We start from the raw sequence: 18,345 nt of genomic DNA on the forward strand, positions 1-18,345 counted from the left end.
TTCCACGGGTACTTTCCCCCCCGGGGGGACAACCCGGGGGTTTTTTTGTTCCCGTAATGACCTTTTTATTTTTTTGTTATTTTTTAATTCATCCACTTCCGGGTGGGGGTTGCTCGGCCCCCCCCACCCGCGAGGCCAAGGCTGTTCCGCAGCACAAGTAATCATGAATCAGTGCGCAGTTGAGCCCTGGGTGGAGTCGGTTGGCCCGTCGGCGATGGTCATGATGTTGCCGACGGCGGCTTGGCTCCGGATTCCACCCCGTCACGGGAGACGTGCCGGTTGCCCGGCAGGGTCGGCCGACCACGATCAGGACGGTGTTCTTGCGGAACCGCTTGCGGGGCTGGAGCGCGAGCAGCGGCCCGAGGTGGCCGATGATCCGGTCCGCGGCTGGGTTCGAGACGCCGAACGGCGGGGCGATCCGGCGTCTGGTCAAGTTCGTGCTCCAGTAGGCCGCGACCAGCAGAATGCAGTCCTGGGGCGGGAGGCTCCAGGGTCGCTCGCGCTGAAGCTCGGTAGCGGGCTCGCGTCGCACGGCCGTCACCAACTTGCCGAAGCAACGCGGGCTCAGCCCGGTGAACGGGGCTGTCCAGAACGGCTCCGGCGCCGTGATCAAACCAGCTACACCAGATCTTCTCACCCGTGACCAGCGGTTACAGGACAACCTTTAGCCAGTCCTGTCAAGGAAACACATGGTGCCGATCTGTCTCTTATCCATCGTTGCGAGGCCCCGTACTGTGGATTTCACCGCGCGGTTCAGACCAACGTCACATAGAAGGAGGACAGCATGAGCATCATCGACGAGCAGCAGATTGCTGAACTGGCCGAGCAGGTCAACAACTCTGAGGCACAGGACATCGACCTCAGCGCCATCGACTCGGAGTTCCAGGAGATCGCCGGCCTGAGCCCCGAGGACCTCCAGGCATTCCTGGAGGACAAGATGAATGTCTCCGCGGAAGAAGGCGTTCAGGGAACCATCGGGTCGGTCATCGTGACGCCTGCGACCCACTGCTAAGGGCATAGGGAACGCAATGCCACTCTCTGCTGCTGCAGAGGGCTTTCTGCGGGCCCGGACGCTGGGGTTTCACGCCCCGCGGCCGGGTTCGCGGCCCTCGCCACGCACCTACGTCACCGCACCTCTGGAACGTCGCGACGTTGAACAGTCCCTTCACCACATGGGTATCGAGCACACGGCTGTCAGTGGCTTCAGCCGCTGTGTCTCGAGGCGTCGAGTGGCCTGGGTGGAGTTCGAGGAGCGCAGTCCTCTCCTGGTGAAGTGGCCGGATGACGACGCGGAACTCAACAACAACTACGAGTCCGTAGCTCTGAAAATGCTCCGGGAACTTGAGGTTCCCGATAGCTTCCGAGGCTCTGTGCCCAGCGTTGTAGGATCGTACGACGATGGCAAGATGCTGGCCTTGGAAGTTCTCGATCCGGCCACCAGCCTCCGCGATCTTCTCAGTCTTTCGGGCAGGCTCCCGCACGTGGTCACCTCCGAGCTGGCAACCTGTCTGGCGATCCTCCACAGCGCGGACGCGACGCACATACGGGCCAGGTATCCGGAATGGGATCTCATGTTGCCGGTGCCTACCTCCTGCCACTTGAGTCTCGAAGAGTACTCGTGGGGATGTGGGCTCGACTTTGAAGCGTACTTAAAGGTTATGCAGCGGCTGGAACCTGCCTTCGTGGACTTCCACAAGGCGTGGACCCACCAGTCTCTCATTCATTTCGATTTACGCGACGATAACATTCTGTTCCGGCTGGGAGAGACGACCGACTGCCGAATAATCGACTGGGAGCTTGCGGGGTTTGGTGATCCGCTCTATGACGTCGGCTACGTTGTCGCATATCTTTTGCTTCCCATGATCCGGGCGCAAGCGGCAGGATCAGGGAGCCGCAGTGCGACAGTCAGCAGTCGGGACAACAGCATGGACCTCATTTGTGCTTACACAGCTGAGGCCGCCCTGGAACCCGAAAATAAAAACCGCATTATCGCCTACGCCGGCCTCGCCTTGGTGGTGCACGCATCGATGCGACTGCAGCAGCTTGGAGCACTTGGAAAGATTGGCCACCTCTGTCTGCTGATAGGGGAGCGGTTGATCTGCAAGCCCGAAAAGTCTGGGCTCACCTAGCGCCTGTCGATCTGTAGGGAGTGAATGTGAGTCAAACAGTTCCCGATGTTTCATCAGTAGATGTCTCACCATATGAGCAAATGGTCCGGAAGATCGCGGAGGAGTGCAGAATCATTGATTCCAGCACTCTCATACACAGCGAGCTGGGCAAACTGCGGCCCCCCAGAGATCTGGAAACTGACGCAGACTACCCAGTCATGCGCCATCTTTGGCGGGTCATTTACCTGCACTACTATGCGGGCGATGCGGCGGCGACCCGGCTGTTCCTCGACGGGGGGCAAGCCGTTGCGGCGATCTCGGACCACGAGGATTATGACCTGGTCGAGCAGTATGAGGCCGCCCATCATTGCAGGGGCTACTGGACTTCGGGGTGGACAATCAAGGCTTCGTCTGAGGCTGGCGCCCTGGTCTCAAAGGAGGGAGTAACCGTCCAGGCTCCCTTGAGCAGGGTGCGCCTGGGTCCGGACCAGACCGCTGAGGTACGAATGCCGCCTGCGCGTCGATACGCGGTGATGGGCTGGTACAGCATCGTGGGCGATGCCGGTCCGGTGGATCGCCAGGAACAGAACATCCGACTGTACATCACTCTTAAATATCCCGAAGCGGGCATCAAAACCTTGGGCAGTATCACCCGCTTCCTTCGGCAAGGCGACGTAAAATACCAGTACAAGCTCGTCAACCATCCGGATGCATTTTTGCGCCGCGACAACTCGGTTCTGTACCTGCCGGCGGAAGTCTGGAGCGGCCCGCTACAAAATGACTTGCTTTCCTTGCTCTCAGATGAGAAAGGGAATCTGCGCGATGACTCACCGTGCTTCGCCAAGAAGCTGATTCCTGGCGTGGCGTTCGCGGTCGAACCCGCAGCAGGGTCCGCGGTGAGAAGCTTCGGAGAACACCGATGTCAACTTGTCGCCCAGGGCCTAATAGAGGCATTCAGGGTCGGTGAGAAGACCAGTGATGGCAAGGTAGCAATAGTTCGGCAGGAGTTCGAGGCGGCTGGTTTGTCTCTGGACCGTCCGTTTGAGGGACGGGATGCAGCATGACAGCGGTCAAGGGTGTGCAACCCCGGATTGTTCGCAAGATGGCAGGTCCATACTTGACTCGAGCATGTTTGCAAGAGGGGCGCACGTTCAGATGGTTCGAAAGCCTCAAGCAACACCCGGCACCATACCTAGGTGCGGGGGAGATAGAGCTGGTGACAGGTATTACCCGCAGTGTGGGCCAACACGTAAGCCTGCCAAATATCCCGGATGAGAAGTCGGCTTTGTGGGAGCCGGTCCAGACCCCGAGACTGCTCTGCGACGACCTGTTCGACTCTTCTCAGGGGAAAGTGCTTACCCTGGGTGAAACGGTGCGGAATCTAGGAGTCTTCTTGGGGCTCCTTCATTTATGTGAGATCCCAGAAAATTCCCTTCCGCTGAGGCTCGAACCCGCCTGGCTCCAAATGGACCGGGAAGCACGAAAAGGGATCAGCGGAGCACTCAAGGGGCTCCCGATCGAAGAGTGCCCTCAGCTGCGGGCAGATGCTGACAGGATGCCAGTCCTTTCACTGCGTACCTTCGTCCACGGTCGTTTCTCGACCGGTTTGGTCGTGAGTAGAGGTGTTTTCAAGGTAATGGGTTGGCGTGAAGCAGGATTCGGTGATCCGCGAGTCGATGTAGCATACCTGCTCAGTGAAATAGTAGAGGCTGCGGCAGTGGCTGATCTAGCCGTTGAGTCAGGGTGTTCCCTCATTCAGGGGTTCCTTGACGGATACCGGGAAGCATGCGATCCCTCTCTTGACCTTGCATATCTGGAGAGTTTCGTAGCAGAACGCATCCTCAAGCATTATGCGCAGAGCACCTGGGCCTTTGGGGAGAACGGTCAGATTGGTGAAATTCTTCACTCCGTCGAGCAGGCTTGGATCGACTTGAGGCCGAGTTTCGAGGCGTCGGGACATGAGTGAATTCGGAAAAATCCGGATGGTCGTGGGTGTTTGTGGAGGGATCAGCTCTATGGGATCCCCCCACGTTCTTTATTGGCTCAAGCAGAAACTGAATCTCCAGATTCAAGTAATTCTTTCCCCTGCCGCTCACCGTTTCGTCACACCTGAGTCGTTTTCTGATCTGTTGCATCAGCGTCCCCTCACCACTGCTGAGGACTTGGCACCTGGCGAGTCACATGTGTCGCTCGCCCGGAACGCCGATGTGATCGTGCTCCTCCCGGCGACGGCCAACACGCTGGTAAAGCTCTCCGTGGGTCTGGGCGACAACCTTCTGTGTTCCACAGTCATGGCGGCTGACTGTCCGGTGTTCCTCATGCCGGCCACAAGCGAGATCACGTGGAATAAACCTGCCGTTCAGCGGGCCGTTGAGCAACTACGCAAGGACGGATACACCGTCGTGGACCCGGGCCCTGGTGCTTCCTTGGCAACCGGTGAAAGGGAGGTTGGATCCCTAGGTGACTTTCGCAAACCACTACTCGAAGCCGTAGTAGCGGCAGCTAGCAGATCGAATGAGGGGGATGGGCAGTGAACATTCAGCCGGACACTGTGCTGCATCGCAAGCCTGAGCTGATCGTGGAGATCGACAGCGCGAACTGTATCCGCGTGCATCATGACCAGCAGATTCTTCAGTTTGACCAGTACGGACTGGGGCTCCTCGACGCGTTCTACGAACCTCGAAGTGTTCGAGAGGGCATCGCGGTCGTACAACGTCGCTTGGGAGGCCGACGGGCAACAGAAGAGATCGTCACTACCCTTTCCCAGCTCGTCGATGGCGGCCTGCTGCAAAGCGCCGCGGACGTCGGTTTCACGGAGCGGATGTTCCCGCACGGAGGCTATGGCATAGCGGCTTTGAACATCGCGATCCTCGACGACCCTAAGCGCAAGCGGGCGTTCATACGGGCCGTCGAGGACGTGGTAACTCCACAGGACGTCGTGCTGGACCTGGGGACAGGCTCAGGGGTGCTGGCGATGGCCGCGGCACGAGCCGGGGCACGGCACGTGTACGCGGTGGAACCCGCGCGTTCCGGAGATCTGGCGGCGAAGGTGGCGGCTGACAATGGATTCGAGGACAGGATCACGTTCATCAAGGGATGGTCAAGCTCCCTGATGTTGCCCGAACCCGCGACGGTGATCACCACGGACATCGTCGGCAACGAAGCCTTCGACATGCTGATCTGGGAAGTCTATCAAGACGCACGTCAACGCCTCGCGGTTCCCGATGTAAAGCTCGTCCCAGAGTCATTCCGCGCGTCGATCCAACTCGTTGAAATCCCCGAAACGGTTGTTGAGAAACAGCGGGTCACGAAGCGGCACATCGAGACGTGGAGGAACTGGTATGGATTCGACTTCTCGGCCATGTACGAGATCGACACGCAACGTGTGGCTGGATTCTACGAGCGCCCCGAAGAGGTCAGCCAGTGGGTAGATATGTCGGAACCCACCGACATCTTCGTCGCCAGCTTGGCCGACGATGTCAAGAAATTCGAATCCGAGGCATCCGTGGCCATCACTCGCACGGGCCGCGTGAACGGCGCGGTTCTGTCGTTCGATGCACAACTTTCCCCGCAGACCGTTCTCTCCGCTGCCCCTGAGTCCGGTAGCCGTCGCAGCCATTGGTTCACAGCATGCTGGGCCTTCAGCGAAGCGCGGCAGGTGAGCGTCGGCGAGCAGGTTGGATTGGGCTACCGATACCAAGGCGAAGGGCTTTCCGCTGTGTGGCTCCGAGAAGGAGGAAATGCCTGATGATGGACCTGCGCAAGTCGGTGATGAAGAAGAACGGCCCTGGTGTGCACCGTGAGTTCAGCGCCGAGGAAACTTGGGAGCGAGTCTCTCCACACATTCTGCGCGCAGGCGTTACCCGGGTCGCCGACATCACGCACCTGGACCGTATCGGGCTTCCCGTCTACAATGCGATCTCCCCGCGATCGAACGACATTATTTCCGTGTACAACGGAAAGGGGTTCCGCTCGATCGATGCCAAGGTGTCGGCAGTGATGGAAGCTGTGGAACGGTTCGCGGCCTGGCTCCCCGTTCGGCCGGACTACGTCGCCACGTACAACGAGCTGGTCGCGAGCGGTCACCCGGTAATGCATCCAAGTGAGTACAACCTGGAGGTCGCTGGGGACTACCGGGATGCGAATCCGATCTCGTGGGTCTGGTGCTGGGACCTGCTCAACGAGGAGCGCGTTCTTGTTCCCCAGGACGGCGCTGTATATCAGCCTCGCTTGCATGAGCAGCCCTGCTACAAGATCACGACCACCAACGGCCTCGCCTCGGGAAACTCGCTGGAAGAGGCAATCTGTCACGCGCTCTCCGAACTCGTCGAGCGCGACTCGATGACGATCGCGGAGGTCATCAGCAACCGACTGCCGCAGGCCCTTAAGAGGGGAGGGCTGGACCTTGGTGTTGAGAAGGAACAGATCATCGACGAATTGCGAGGTCGGCACCCGCACGTGAGAGTCCACTCCCTTCCCCCGAGGGCGATGGCCTTAGTGGAAAAGTACAGGGCTGCCGGTCTCGATGTCCGCATCGTGGACATCACCTCCGACTTGGGCGTACCGAGCTTCTTCGTTGCCACAGCAGAGAACCTGGGGCCGCACACCTCGCAGGGTCACGGCGGGTTCGGCACACACCCCGACGCCGAAGTTGCATTGGTGCGCGCGATCACGGAGTGCGCCCAGGGGCGAGCCGTCGACATCCAGGCGATGCGAGAAGACATCACCTTGCCGGGCACTGACGTGCCGAAGTATCAGTTCCATGTCCGCAGGTCGGCCAAGCTGGATCGAGAGGCGTGGGCCTGGCTTCCCGCCAGCAGAACGGTGGACTTCGGGAGCATTAAATCCACTCCGAGCAGCGACATCATGGACGACGTCAGTTACATGCTGGAAGCCATCAAGGCCGCTGGACTCCCACGTGTCCTCGTCTATGACTTGAGCCCGCCCCACATGCCCGTCGCGGTGGTCCGAATCATAGTGCCCGGCCTTGAGTCCTGGGCTGTGGATCACTGCCGCCTGGGAGCGCGCAGCGCTCAGGCGTGGAATCGCGCAGTTTCGGATGTGCTGTCCAGCCGTAAGAAGCAGGAACTCTCAGGAAGGGGCTCCGCATGAGCCGCCCCGTCGTTTTCACAGGAACCAGCATCAGGCCCGACGAGGTGGCGAACCAGTACGACGTCGAGTGGCTACCTCCAGTGGCACGCGGCGACATAGACGCACTGCTCGAACGAGACGAGTGGCCGCAAGCCATCGGGATCATCGACGGGCGTTTTCTCCAGAGCCTCAGCATTTCGCCGAAAGAGGTGCTCCGAGCCATCGACCGCGGCATCCCGACGTATGGAGCATCCAGTATGGGTGCACTGCGTGCGGTGGAGTGCGTTCCGTTTGGGATGGTCGGAATTGGGAGAATCTTTGAAGAGTACGACTCGGGGAGGACCGACCAGGAGGACGAGGTGGCGGTCACGTTCGACCCGGAAGGGCTGCAACCTGCTTCCGAACCGCTGATCAGTTGGCGGCTTGGGTTGCAGGACGCCGTCAATAGGGGGGACGTGTCAGCGGAGTTGGCTGATCGCTTCCTGGGCCTCGCCAAAAAGGCATACTTCCCTGACCGTACGGTCAGGATGGTACTTTTTCGAGCCGACGGTGCACTTACGGACGTCGAGAAGGAGACGCTGCAGGATCTCCTGGGGCGTCCCGAGGCGAACATTAAGCGCCTGGATGGCATCCAGCTCCTCGATCGCATGATGGGGGATTTGAAGAACAACGCGGGCACGCAGCCAAAGGGGGTTTCGCATCGTGCGCTCTCGACTCGTTGATGCGGACGCTCTCCAGCGTGACGGGTTTTATTTTCCGGTTAGGGTGTTCGCCGCGGACAAAGCGGCAGCCTACCGCCAGCAAGTCTTGGAATGGGAGACCGTCTCGGCGCGGATCGGGGGTGACGTACGTTCGCGCTGGAACTATCCGAAGGTACATCTCCTGGCCGGTTGGGCAGACGAGTTCGTGCATGAGGAATCGCTCATCGACCTGGCTGAAGCTGTTATCGGGCCTGATCTCATGGTGTGGTCGATCAACATATTCAAGCGCGCTGCGGGTTCGGGCGAAGATTTGGCATGGCACCAGGACGCGCCCTATTTCGGGTGGACAGGCATGATCGGCAAGACTGTGCGAATCTGGGTCGCCCTCACACAAACCATTCCAGAGAACGGCACGATGCGATTCGCTAGGGGAATGCACGGTGAGTTGGTGGCGCACGCATTCCGCAGCAACTCCCCAGAGGACATTATGCGCGGCGAGTCCGTTCTTGTTGAGGTGGAGGAGGACACGGCTGTCGATGTCCGACTCTCACCGGGAGAGGCCTCCATGCATCTGCCGACGACGGTCCACTGTTCCACCGTGAACGAATCCGACTCGGATCGCCTCTGCGTCGCTGTCGATTTCATCTCGCCGGAACTCTTCCCGTCGGGTGAGGACTCGGCGCTCCTGGTGCGTGGCCAGGACCAGTTCGGCAGGTTCATCCATGAGCCACGATTGAGGGTGCCTTACTCCCCGGCCGCTCTTGGGGAGTTCCGCAAGGCGTGCCAGCGGCGTGACCGCATGATCATCGGCGAGTACCGGAAGCGAGCCAGGACTGATGGATAAGCCGTCATCAACCTGCCATGTGCCGCTCCTCCCTGAGGGGCGGCAGCCTGTGTGCGATCAGACGGACGTGCCCGCATGCGCGGCGGTTGTCACGTGCTCGTTGGCAGCGACTGTGCTTCCTTTCGACGAGCCGGCCTCGGTGAGGCACCTCTACTGGTCGTCACGTGAATTAGCGGGACGCTCCGGGCGCCGTGGCACCCGCCTCATCGACTGCATGGAGGCGTGGTCCAAGTGGGGGTTGGTCGCCGAATCCCGCTGGCCGTGGGAGAAGGATGGTGTGGAGGAACGTCCTCCGGAATCTGTGCTGGCAGTACAGCACAGTCGTTTCCGGCCAGAGATTCGGCGTGCCGACGAACGTGAGCGGTTGCCTACCGAGGGAGAAGGACTGGTGCAGGAGCTCCGTGCGCTCGTGTCGCGCGGGAAGCCCTTCTCTCTGGAGTTCCCCTTGCACCCTGCGCAGTTTCCGGGGTTCAGTGACGGTCACCTCCCTGCGCTCTCGGCAGATCAGGCTGCGTTTGGGCACCATGTCGTGTTGGTTACAGGTTTCAGCGATACGCAAGAGTGCCGACATGAACCGCGGACTGTAGGGGCATTTCGCTTCCAGAACTCATGGGGAGCGGAGTGGGGAGAAGGTGGAACGGGCTGGCTCCCCTACGAGTATGCCCTCACTGGTAGGGTGCGAGATGTTTGGGTCGTCTATCCGTTGGGGGAGATACCAAGAAATGGTACGGTCCCGTGCGAAGCGGAACGGCCGCAGGTGGTCAGACTGGATTGAAAGGCATTGTGTATGGGCAAGTTGCGAAAAGTGCTGGGAAGCGCCGCTCTGCTTGTGATTGCTTTAGAAATTGTCTTGGTGCTCACCGGCGTCATTGACTTCTCGTCCGCAGCAAAGTTCACCATCATCATGGAGCTTTGCCTTGCCGTATTTGTGATCTTCGAAGTCTTTATCATCGTGAAAGCGATCCGGGCAGCCAGGGCCTCCGGGGTCGATTTTTCATTCGCCCTCGAGGGTTCACTCGCCGAATTCTTCCCCGTCGCCGTCGCCCGTTATGTGCGCCAGGATTTCATGCTCCTCAGAGCGATCGTGATGCTGCTCACCGGCCGTCGTGATGTGCGGGAACAGGAAAAGTCCATGGGGTATTCCGGTCCGCTCGTCGCCATGCTGGTGAGCATCGCAGTGGTCGATGGGATCGTCGCGTTCCTCTTGCACCTGCTGCTGCCTCCCGGAGTCAGGGTGGTTGCGCTCATCCTGGGAATACTCGGATTCGTCTGGCTGGTCGGCTTCATCGCCTCCGTGATCTGCTATCCCCATGTCGTCGGAGGCGGTCGCTTGCGCCTGAGGTTCAGCGCATTCCACGATGTGGTGATCCCGTTGTCGGCGATCAACGGTGTACATGCGGTGAGTGGCCAACCGGAGTCCACGAGCTCCGCCGCACGGGTGGGGGAGAAGCTGGTCATGGCCGTTGGAGGTCAGGCGAACCTTGCGGTAAAGACGGCCGACATCGTGGAACTAACCACCCTGAATCCGCGATTGTCAGGGGATCCCCTGGCCCAGGTCGTCTTCTATGTAGACGACAGGCGACAAGCGCAGGAGTTGATAGGACGAGCCGTTGCCCAGGGCTGAAGCGTTCTCGCCTGGCGGGATGAGTAGTTGGCTGTGATCGTGCGCGTTGCCCGGATCGACGCCGACGTTCTGGACCGGGCTGTCGGAGACTGGCTCGCCGGCCACGTCGAACCGGCCGAAGGGCTGTGAGCCCTGGTCGTGGACGGCAAGTCCCTGCGCGGCTCGCGCATCGCCACCCGCACCGCGGTCCATCTGCTCGCCGTGGTGGTGCGCGGTGAACGCGCCGTGATCACCCGGCGTCAGGTCGACACCAAGAGCAACGAGATCACCGCGTTCCAGCCCCTGCTCACCTCGTTCGAACTCGCCGGCACCGTCGTCACGTTCGACGTGCTGCTGACGCAGACCGATCACGCACGCTTTCTCGTCGAGGAGAAGAACGCCCACTGCATTGCTGGTCAAGGCCGACCATCCCGGCCTTCAAGCGGTGGTGGGGCAGCTGCCCGGCGGGACGTTCCGCTCCTGGACAAGACGTGCCAGACCGGTCACGGCCACGACGAGATCCGCCGGCTCAAGGCCGCCACGGTCACCCGATCGCCTTCCCGCACGCCGTGCAGGCGCTTCAGGTCGTGCGGCCGCCGACGCGACATACGGACCGGCAAAGTCACCATCGAGCGCGTCTACGCCGTCATCAGCCTGACCGCCGAGCAGGGCCACTGCGTCCCAACCTGCCGAGGCCGCAGGCGGGCACCGGCAAGTGGACGCATTGCACCACGTCCGTGACACCACCCTCCACAAGGACGCCCGCCGCGTGCGTACCGGTAACACTCCCCGAGCCCTGACCACCTTCCGCAACCCCACGATCGCCCTGGCCAATCTCGTCCGCTGGAGCAATCACTCGGAATCGGAAGCCGCAGATCACCACCGGTCACGTCCCGACCACGCACTCGACCTGGTCACGCCCATCAGCCGAGAACGCTCAGCCACTGGGTGACCCCGTCCCTCTAACAGGGTCGCGCTGACCTGGGGTTTTGCTCGTATTGCTCACGCGTCAACATCTTGTTAACGCCGAGAGGGGGCCCCTAACGTCGTCCGGACCGCCGAGACCGGTGGGAGTTCAAGGATGAACGTTAGGTATCCCCCATGCTGACAATCCTCGGCTTCGCCATGATCGCGACCTTTCTGGTCCTGATCATGACGAAGAAGATGTCGCCGATCGCGGCGCTGGTACTGATCCCCGCACTGTTCTGTGTCGCCGTCGGGCAGGGAGCACAGCTCGGCGACTACGTCATCGAAGGCGTCGGCAACCTGGCGCCGACCGCCGCCATGCTGATGTTCGCCATCGTCTACTTCGGCGTGATGATCGACGTCGGCCTCTTCGATCCGATCGTCCGGGGCATCCTGCGGTTCTGCAAGGCGGACCCGATGCGGATCGTCGTCGGTACGGCGGTGCTCGCCGCGATCGTCTCGCTGGACGGCGACGGCTCCACCACGTTCATGATCACCGTCTCGGCGATGTACCCGCTCTACAAACGCCTGAAGATGAGCCTGGTCGTGATGACCGGGGTGGCGGCCACGGCGAACGGTGTCATGAACACCCTTCCCTGGGGCGGCCCCACCGCCCGGGCCGCGACCGCGCTCAAGCTGGACGCCTCCGAGATCTTCATCCCCATGATCCCGGCGCTCGCGGTCGGACTGCTTGCCGTGTTCCTGCTCTCGTACGTGCTGGGCCTGCGCGAGCGCAAGCGGCTGGGGCTGCTCACGCTGGACGAGGCGCCGGTACGGGAGCCGGAGCAGGAGACCGTACGGGCGGGGGCGGGCGGTACGGGCGGTGGCGAGGACCCTCTCCGCAAGGGCTCCACCGGCTTCGGCGGCACCGGCCCCACCGGCTTCGGCGGCTCCGGAGCGGGCGCGGCGGACCCGGCGGATGACGAGGAGAACGCGGGCGAGGGCGACGAGGAGTTCAAGGGCCTCGACCCCAACCGGTCCACCCTGCGGCCCAAGCTCTACTGGTTCAACGCCGGTCTGACCGTCGCCCTGCTCACCGCCATGATCATGGAACTGATGCCGATCCCGGTGCTCTTCCTCCTGGGCGCCGCCCTCGCCCTCACCGTCAACTTCCCCCACATGCCCGATCAGCGGGCCCGGATCGCCGCCCACGCCGACAACGTCCTCAACGTCTCCGGCATGGTCTTCGCCGCCGCCGTCTTCACCGGCGTCCTCACCGGCACCGGCATGGTCGAGAGCATGGCCGACTGGGTGGTCGGGGCCGTCCCCGACGCGATGGGCCCGCACATGGCCATCGTCACCGGGCTGCTCAGCCTGCCGCTCACCTACTTCATGTCCAACGACGGCTTCTACTTCGGCGTCGTCCCCGTCCTCGCCGAAGCCGGCGCGGCCCACGGAGTCTCCCCGCTGGAGATCGCCCGCGCCTCCCTGGCCGGTCAGGCGCTGCACATGTCCTCGCCGCTGGTTCCCGCCGTGTACGTTCTCGTCGGCATGGCGAAGGTGGAGTTCGGCGACCACACGCGGTTCACGGTGAAGTGGGCGGTGCTCACCTCGTTGGTCGTGCTCGCGGCGGGCGTCCTCTTCGGCACGATCTGATGTCACCCGCGCTGACGAGCACCTTCTGATGTCACCGATGTCACCGGCACCGGCACCGGCACCGGCACCGCGACCCGGGCCCGGCAGGGGCTGGCTGCTGCGCCTCGTCATCGCCGGGGTCTACGCGCTGCTGCCGCTGTTCGCCGCCGTCCCGCTCGGCCGCCGCACCGACCATGGCCGGTGCGCGCCGCTGCTGCCGCCCGGCGTGGTCCTGATCTCGGGCGGCTGCGCACTCAGCGGTACGGTCTTCTCCCTGCCCGCGATGGCTGCCTGGAGCGGGGTGATGGGCCTCGGCCATCCCTACTTCGTGATCGGCGCCCAGTCGATCGTGGCCCGGCAGTCCGCCCCGGCCGAACAGGACCGCAACTTCGGCCACTTCACCATCGGTGCCTCGCTCGGCCAGCTGGGCGGCCCGATCGAGGCGGGAGTGCTGATCTCCGGGGAGAGCGGTGCTCTGGGGCGTACGAGCGCACTCGCGCTCCTCGTCTCGTCGGGCGTCTGCGCGGTCGCGCTCACCTCGCTGTGGCGCATCGAGCACCGGCGTACGCCCGGCGCCGGGCCCGCCACGAAGGCGGGGGCGGCCAAGGTCCCGGTCACCACGACCCTCGGGGCGCGAGGTGTCCCGGCCGGGATCTTCATCAGCATGGCGGTCCTGTCCTCGACCGACACCCTCACCGCATACCTGCCGGTGGTCGGCGAGCACCGGGGGATCGCCCCCGCCACGGTCGGGTTGCTGCTCAGCCTGCGGGCCGCCGCCACCATCGCCTGCCGCCTGGTGATGACCCCGATGCTGCGGCTCCTCGGCCGGACGGCCCTGCTGGCCACCAGCTGCCTGCCGGCCGACCGGCCTGCTCTGCGCGGGGATGGTCCTCCCGGCCCCCGTCCCGGTGCTCGCCGTCATGCTGGCGGTACTCGGGTTCTGCCTCGGCGTCGGTCAGCCGCTGTCGATGACCACGGTGGTCCAGGTCGCGCCCGCCGAGGCCCGGCCCACGGCCCTGGCCCTGGCCCTGCGCGGCAGACGAGCGGCCCGTACCTCCTCCGTGCCGCCGGAACCCACCTCCGTACCACCGGAGCCGACGCCCGTACGCGGACGGGAACAGGGCGACAGTGCGTTCCCAGCCAACCGGAACCGCTCCTGACGCACCAGCCCCACCCAACTCCGTACGTCCCACACGCCCCAACCTTCGCGCGAGTCATTCCCACACCCCGCCCCGTGGGCTAACTTCCCTCCCAGCCGCTCCCCACCGCGACGCCACACCTTCACCCCGGGCGGACCTTCATGACGCGCGCCATCTCCCTGCACCACGTCAGCAAGAGCTACGGCCGGGACCGGCGGGCCGTCGACCGGTTCACGCTCTCCATCGACCCGGGCGAGTTCATCGTGCTGCTCGGCCCCTCCGGCTGCGGCAAGTCGACCGTGCTGCGCATGATCGCGGGGCTGGAGGAGATCAGCGAGGGCGAGCTGCTGCTCGACGGCGCGTACGCCAACCACATCCCGCCGCGCGAACGCGGGATGGCCATGGTGTTCCAGAACTTCGCGCTGTACCCGAGCATGACCAACCGCGCCAACATCGGCTTCCCGCTGAAGCTGGAGAACCCGCGCGAGGACAACAGTGCCCGCATCGAGGCCACGGCCCGGATGCTCGGCATCGAGCACATACTCGACCGCTACCCGGCCCAGCTCTCCGGCGGCGAGCGGCAGCGCGTGGCGATGGGGCGGGCGATCTCCCGCAGGCCCTCCGTCTTCCTGATGGACGAACCGCTCTCCAACCTGGACGCCAAGCTCCGCAACCATCTGCGCGCCGAGATCGCGCTGCTCACCAGGGAACTCGGCGTCACCACCGTGTATGTGACGCACGATCAGGCCGAGGCGATGTCGCTGGGTGACCGGGTGGCGGTGATGCGTGGCGGAGTCCTGCAACAGGTCAGCCCGCCCCGCGAGGTCTACGCCCTGCCCGAGAACGTCTTCGTGGCCGCGTTCATCGGCACCCCGCGGATCAACCTCCTCCAGGCGGTCGTCCACGCCCCGTTGGAGGGGCGGATGTCGATCGACCTCGGCCGCCAGCGGCTCGCCCTGCCCGAACCCCTCAGCGCCGACCACCAGTTGCTCCGCATTCAGCAGGGCCGCCGGATCATCGTGGGGCTGCGCTCGGAGGCGGTCCGGATCGCCCCGCCCAGCCATGCCCGCCCCGGTGAGGTGGCGCTGAGCGGGATCGTCGAGCACGTGGAGTACCAGGGGCACGAGGCGCTGGTCCACCTCAACACCGGTTCGCGGGCGGCCCTCGTCCCGGACCTCGAATCGGCCCACCCCCGGGCCATGCCCCGCCGCCGCAGGGCCGCGGTGGGCCACGGGGGCCTCCGTGGACAGGGTGGCGCCCTCGGCGTCCTGGACCGGCTGAAGGGCGGCCGGGCCGGAGCGCGGATCAGCGGTCCCGTCGTCACCCTCGACGACCCCGCCCCGGACCCGGCGGCGGTCCGCACCCCGGACCGGCCCTCCGTGGTCTCCGGCGACCTGGTGGTGCGTACCGGCCCCGACATGCGGCTGCGGACCGGCGGTCAGGTGCCGCTGCTGGTGGACCTGGCCCACCTGTACGTCTTCGACCACTACGGCCGCCGTATCTGCCCGCTGCCGCAGGACGTCCCCGGCCTGGACGGCTGAACCCCCTCCCCGATGATCAGGCCCGGCGCACGCCTCCCCGCGTGACCGGCGTCTCCGGAAGCTCCCTGGCGCCCAAAAACTAACGGCGCTAGTTTGGGCGGGTGCGAGGGCGCCTCGCACCCGCCAGAGCGCCGGTACAGCCCGTCCGGGAGGAAACAGCCATGAAGGCCCATGACCAGATGTACATCGGCGGCGCGTGGCGGCCCGCCGTCGGCCAGGACGCGATCGCGGTCGTGAACCCGGCCGACGAGCAGCTCATCGCTCACGTACCGGCGGGTACGGCCGAGGACGTCGACGCGGCGGTGAAGGCCGCCCGCGCCGCGTTCCCCGGCTGGGCCGCCACCCCGCCCGCCGAGCGCGCCGCCCGGCTCTCCGCACTCAGCGACGCGCTGGCAGCCCGCAAGGACGAGCTGGCCGAGACGATCACCGCCGAGCTGGGCGCACCGCTGCCGCTCTCGCAGATGGTCCACGCGGGCGTCCCGGTGCTGGTCGCCGCCTCGTACGCCGAACTGGCCGCCTCCTACGCCTTCGAGGGAAGGATCGGCAACTCCACCGTCCTGCTGGAGCCGGTCGGGGTCGTCGGCGCGATCACCCCCTGGAACTACCCGCTCCACCAGATCGTCGCCAAGGTCGCCCCCGCGCTCGCCGCCGGCTGCACGGTCGTCCTCAAGCCGGCCGAGGACACCCCGCTCACCGCCCAGCTCTTCGCCGAGGCCACCGAGGCCGCCGGGCTGCCCGCCGGGGTCTTCAACCTGGTCACCGGCCTCGGCCCGGTCGCCGGTCAGGCGCTCGCCGGGCACGAGGGCGTCGACCTGGTCTCGTTCACCGGCTCGACCGCCGTCGGCAGGCAGATCGGCGCCACCGCCGGGGGCGCCGTCAAGCGCGTCGCCCTCGAACTCGGCGGCAAGTCCGCCAACGTGATCCTGCCCGGCGCCGACCTCGCCAAGGCGGTCAATGTGGGCATCGCCAACGTGATGACCAACTCCGGCCAGACGTGCAGCGCCTGGACCCGGATGCTGGTCGACGCCGAGCGGTACGAGGAGGCCGTGGAGCTCGCCCAGGCGGCCGTCGCCAAGTACGTACCCGGCGAACGGGTCGGCCCGCTCGTCAACGCCAAACAGCAGGCCCGGGTGAGCGGTTACATCCGCAAGGGCCTGGAGGAGGGCGCCCGGCTGGTCGCCGGAGGCCCCGAAGCGCCCCTGGAGACCGGCTACTACGTCAGCCCCACCGTCTTCGCCGACGTCACCCCGGACATGACCATCGCCCAGGAGGAGATCTTCGGCCCGGTGGTCTCGATCCTCCGGTACGAGGACGTGGACGACGCCCTCCGGATCGCCAACGGCACGGTGTACGGGCTCGCGGGCGCGGTGTGGGCGGCGGACGACGAGGAGGCGGTGGCCTTCGCCCGCCGGATGGAGACCGGACAGGTCGACATCAACGGCGGCCGGTTCAACCCGCTGGCCCCCTTCGGCGGTTACAAGCAGTCGGGGGTGGGGCGAGAGCTGGGGCCGCACGGTCTGGCGGAGTACCTCCAGACCAAGTCGCTCCAGTTCTGACCCCCGTAACCCTGCTGATAGAGGAGCCTGTTCGTGGTCCGCGCCGCCGTACTGCCCGCCGTCGGAGCTCCGTTGGAGATCACCGACATCGTCCTGCCGGAGCCCGGCCCCGACCAGGTGCGCATCGCGCTCGCCGCCGCCGGGGTCTGCCACTCCGACCTGTCCCTCTCCAACGGCACCATGCGCGTCCCGGTGCCCGCCGTCCTCGGCCATGAAGGCGCCGGAACGGTCGTCGCCGTCGGCGAGGGTGTCACCCATGTCGCGCCCGGCGACGGCGTGGTCCTCAACTGGGCGCCCTCCTGCGGTGCTTGCTTCCACTGCGGGATCGGCGAGGTCTGGCTCTGCGCCGACGCGCTGAAGGGGACCGCCAACCTTCACGCCCGTACGGCCGACGGCACCGGCCTCCACCCCGGTCTCAACGTGGCGGCCTTCGCGGAGGAGACCGTCGTCGCCGCGAACTGTGTGCTCCCGGCCCCCGACGGCATCCCCCTCACCGACGCCGCCCTCCTCGGCTGCGCGGTCCTCACCGGCTACGGGGCCATCCACCACAGCGCCCGGGTCCGTGAGGGCGAGAGCGTGGTCGTCTTCGGGATCGGCGGCGTCGGCCTCGCCGTGCTCCAGGCCGCCCGGATCGCGGGCGCCTCCCGGATCATCGCGGTCGACGTCTCCCCGGCCAAGGAGGAGCTGGCCCGGCAGGCGGGGGCCACCGACTACGTCATCGCCTCCGCCACCACCCCGCGCGAGATCCGCAAACTGACCGGCGGCCAGGGCACGGACGTCGCCGTGGAGTGCGTCGGCCGCCCCGCGACCATCCGGGCCGCCTGGGAGTCCACCCGGCGCGGCGGCCGTACGACGGTCGTCGGGATCGGCGGCAAGGACCAGCAGGTCACCTTCAACGCCCTGGAGATCTTCCACTGGGGCCGGTCCCTGACGGGCTGCGTCTACGGCAACAGCGACCCGGCCCGCGACCTCCCGGCCCTGGCCGACCACATCCGCGCGGGCCGCTTCGACCTGTCGATGATGGTCACCGAACGCATCGCCCTGGACGGTATCCCCGCCGCCTTCGACAACATGATCGCGGGCAAGGGCGGCCGGGCGCTGGTGGTGTTCCAGGGCTAGGGCCTGTCGTCAAACTGCCGCCTGCCGCGCGACGCCTGGCACGCACGCTCGCAGCGACCATGCGCCGCGCGGCCGCCCTTCGGGCGACGACGGCAGTTTGAC

At 64.9% G+C, this 18,345-nt stretch carries 16 protein-coding genes and 2 pseudogenes; 17 read left to right on the forward strand and 1 reads right to left on the reverse strand.

Annotated elements, in window-relative coordinates:
• Positions 1–295 precede the first annotated feature (295 nt).
• A pseudogene (locus tag ACFW9Z_RS35785) lies at positions 296–637 on the reverse strand (transposase family protein); the annotation flags it as partial.
• 147 nt (positions 638–784) lie between these two features.
• Here ACFW9Z_RS35785 and tvaA point away from each other — a divergent pair.
• The 17 genes and pseudogenes from tvaA (at position 785) to ACFW9Z_RS35870 (ending at position 18,243) form a co-directional block, all read left to right on the forward strand.
• Positions 785–1,012 (forward strand): thioviridamide family RiPP peptide, encoded by a 228-nt coding sequence (tvaA, locus tag ACFW9Z_RS35790; protein ID WP_384647848.1) that lies wholly within the window; start codon positions 785–787, stop codon positions 1,010–1,012.
• Between the two features lie 226 nt (positions 1,013–1,238).
• Positions 1,239–2,129: a phosphotransferase family protein gene (locus tag ACFW9Z_RS35795; RefSeq protein WP_384647850.1), complete on the forward strand. Its 891-nt coding sequence runs from the start codon at positions 1,239–1,241 to the stop codon at positions 2,127–2,129.
• 26 nt (positions 2,130–2,155) lie between these two features.
• The gene (locus ACFW9Z_RS35800; protein WP_384647852.1) at positions 2,156–3,172 is read left to right on the forward strand and encodes a T3SS effector HopA1 family protein; all 1,017 of its coding nucleotides are present in this window, start codon (positions 2,156–2,158) and stop codon (positions 3,170–3,172) included.
• On the forward strand, positions 3,169–4,074 hold the full coding sequence (locus ACFW9Z_RS35805) for a hypothetical protein (protein WP_384647855.1): 906 nt from the start codon (positions 3,169–3,171) through the stop codon (positions 4,072–4,074). Before ACFW9Z_RS35800 ends, ACFW9Z_RS35805 begins: the two co-directional genes overlap by 4 nt.
• Complete coding sequence (locus ACFW9Z_RS35810; RefSeq protein WP_384647857.1) at positions 4,067–4,642, forward strand: flavoprotein; 576 nt, start codon at positions 4,067–4,069, stop codon at positions 4,640–4,642. Before ACFW9Z_RS35805 ends, ACFW9Z_RS35810 begins: the two co-directional genes overlap by 8 nt.
• The gene (locus tag ACFW9Z_RS35815) at positions 4,639–5,856 is read left to right on the forward strand and encodes a 50S ribosomal protein L11 methyltransferase (protein ID WP_384647859.1); all 1,218 of its coding nucleotides are present in this window, start codon (positions 4,639–4,641) and stop codon (positions 5,854–5,856) included. Before ACFW9Z_RS35810 ends, ACFW9Z_RS35815 begins: the two co-directional genes overlap by 4 nt.
• Positions 5,856–7,220, forward strand: a complete 1,365-nt coding sequence (locus tag ACFW9Z_RS35820) for a YcaO-like family protein (protein WP_384647861.1) — start codon at positions 5,856–5,858, stop codon at positions 7,218–7,220. The genes ACFW9Z_RS35815 and ACFW9Z_RS35820 overlap by 1 nt, the downstream gene beginning before the upstream one ends.
• Positions 7,217–7,921, forward strand: a complete 705-nt coding sequence (locus ACFW9Z_RS35825) for a TfuA-like protein (protein ID WP_384647863.1) — start codon at positions 7,217–7,219, stop codon at positions 7,919–7,921. Before ACFW9Z_RS35820 ends, ACFW9Z_RS35825 begins: the two co-directional genes overlap by 4 nt.
• Positions 7,902–8,744 carry a phytanoyl-CoA dioxygenase family protein gene (locus tag ACFW9Z_RS35830; RefSeq protein ID WP_384647866.1) on the forward strand — a complete coding sequence of 281 codons (843 nt, stop codon included), beginning with the start codon at positions 7,902–7,904 and terminating at the stop codon, positions 8,742–8,744. The genes ACFW9Z_RS35825 and ACFW9Z_RS35830 overlap by 20 nt, the downstream gene beginning before the upstream one ends.
• On the forward strand, positions 8,737–9,519 hold the full coding sequence (locus ACFW9Z_RS35835) for a C1 family peptidase (protein ID WP_384647868.1): 783 nt from the start codon (positions 8,737–8,739) through the stop codon (positions 9,517–9,519). The genes ACFW9Z_RS35830 and ACFW9Z_RS35835 overlap by 8 nt, the downstream gene beginning before the upstream one ends.
• Positions 9,520–9,531: 12 nt before the next feature.
• Positions 9,532–10,368 (forward strand): hypothetical protein, encoded by an 837-nt coding sequence (locus ACFW9Z_RS35840; RefSeq protein ID WP_384647871.1) that lies wholly within the window; start codon positions 9,532–9,534, stop codon positions 10,366–10,368.
• A 138-nt stretch (positions 10,369–10,506) separates the two neighbouring features.
• On the forward strand, positions 10,507–11,088 hold the full coding sequence (locus ACFW9Z_RS35845; protein WP_384647873.1) for a hypothetical protein: 582 nt from the start codon (positions 10,507–10,509) through the stop codon (positions 11,086–11,088).
• Between the two features lie 360 nt (positions 11,089–11,448).
• Positions 11,449–12,909 (forward strand): CitMHS family transporter, encoded by a 1,461-nt coding sequence (locus ACFW9Z_RS35850; protein WP_384647875.1) that lies wholly within the window; start codon positions 11,449–11,451, stop codon positions 12,907–12,909.
• Positions 12,910–12,946: 37 nt separating this feature from the next.
• Positions 12,947–14,048: pseudogene (locus tag ACFW9Z_RS35855) on the forward strand (MFS transporter).
• 140 nt (positions 14,049–14,188) lie between these two features.
• Complete coding sequence (locus ACFW9Z_RS35860) at positions 14,189–15,568, forward strand: ABC transporter ATP-binding protein (RefSeq protein ID WP_384647877.1); 1,380 nt, start codon at positions 14,189–14,191, stop codon at positions 15,566–15,568.
• A 161-nt stretch (positions 15,569–15,729) separates the two neighbouring features.
• Entirely contained in the window at positions 15,730–17,124 is a 1,395-nt protein-coding gene (locus ACFW9Z_RS35865; RefSeq protein WP_384647879.1) for an aldehyde dehydrogenase family protein, read from the forward strand.
• A gap of 33 nt (positions 17,125–17,157) precedes the next feature.
• Positions 17,158–18,243: a Zn-dependent alcohol dehydrogenase gene (locus ACFW9Z_RS35870; RefSeq protein ID WP_384647881.1), complete on the forward strand. Its 1,086-nt coding sequence runs from the start codon at positions 17,158–17,160 to the stop codon at positions 18,241–18,243.
• The last annotated feature ends 102 nt before the right edge of the window (positions 18,244–18,345 follow it).

Origin of the sequence: Streptomyces sp. NPDC059452 (genome assembly GCF_042750035.1) — a bacterium.
Taxonomy (GTDB): Bacteria; Actinomycetota; Actinomycetes; order Streptomycetales; family Streptomycetaceae; genus Streptomyces.

Excerpts from the sequence above, each read along its gene's own strand:
- tvaA (WP_384647848.1), top strand. The coding sequence starts at position 785 with ATGAGCATCATCGACGAGCAGCAGATTGCTGAACTGGCCGAGCAGGTC.
- ACFW9Z_RS35825 (WP_384647863.1), top strand. The coding sequence starts at position 7,217 with ATGAGCCGCCCCGTCGTTTTCACAGGAACCAGCATCAGGCCCGACGAG.
- ACFW9Z_RS35840 (WP_384647871.1), top strand. The coding sequence starts at position 9,532 with ATGGGCAAGTTGCGAAAAGTGCTGGGAAGCGCCGCTCTGCTTGTGATT.
- ACFW9Z_RS35805 (WP_384647855.1), top strand. The coding sequence starts at position 3,169 with ATGACAGCGGTCAAGGGTGTGCAACCCCGGATTGTTCGCAAGATGGCA.
- ACFW9Z_RS35835 (WP_384647868.1), top strand. The coding sequence starts at position 8,737 with ATGGATAAGCCGTCATCAACCTGCCATGTGCCGCTCCTCCCTGAGGGG.
- ACFW9Z_RS35820 (WP_384647861.1), top strand. The coding sequence starts at position 5,856 with ATGATGGACCTGCGCAAGTCGGTGATGAAGAAGAACGGCCCTGGTGTG.
- ACFW9Z_RS35850 (WP_384647875.1), top strand. The coding sequence starts at position 11,449 with ATGCTGACAATCCTCGGCTTCGCCATGATCGCGACCTTTCTGGTCCTG.
- ACFW9Z_RS35810 (WP_384647857.1), top strand. The coding sequence starts at position 4,067 with ATGAGTGAATTCGGAAAAATCCGGATGGTCGTGGGTGTTTGTGGAGGG.
- ACFW9Z_RS35860 (WP_384647877.1), top strand. The coding sequence starts at position 14,189 with ATGACGCGCGCCATCTCCCTGCACCACGTCAGCAAGAGCTACGGCCGG.
- ACFW9Z_RS35865 (WP_384647879.1), top strand. The coding sequence starts at position 15,730 with ATGAAGGCCCATGACCAGATGTACATCGGCGGCGCGTGGCGGCCCGCC.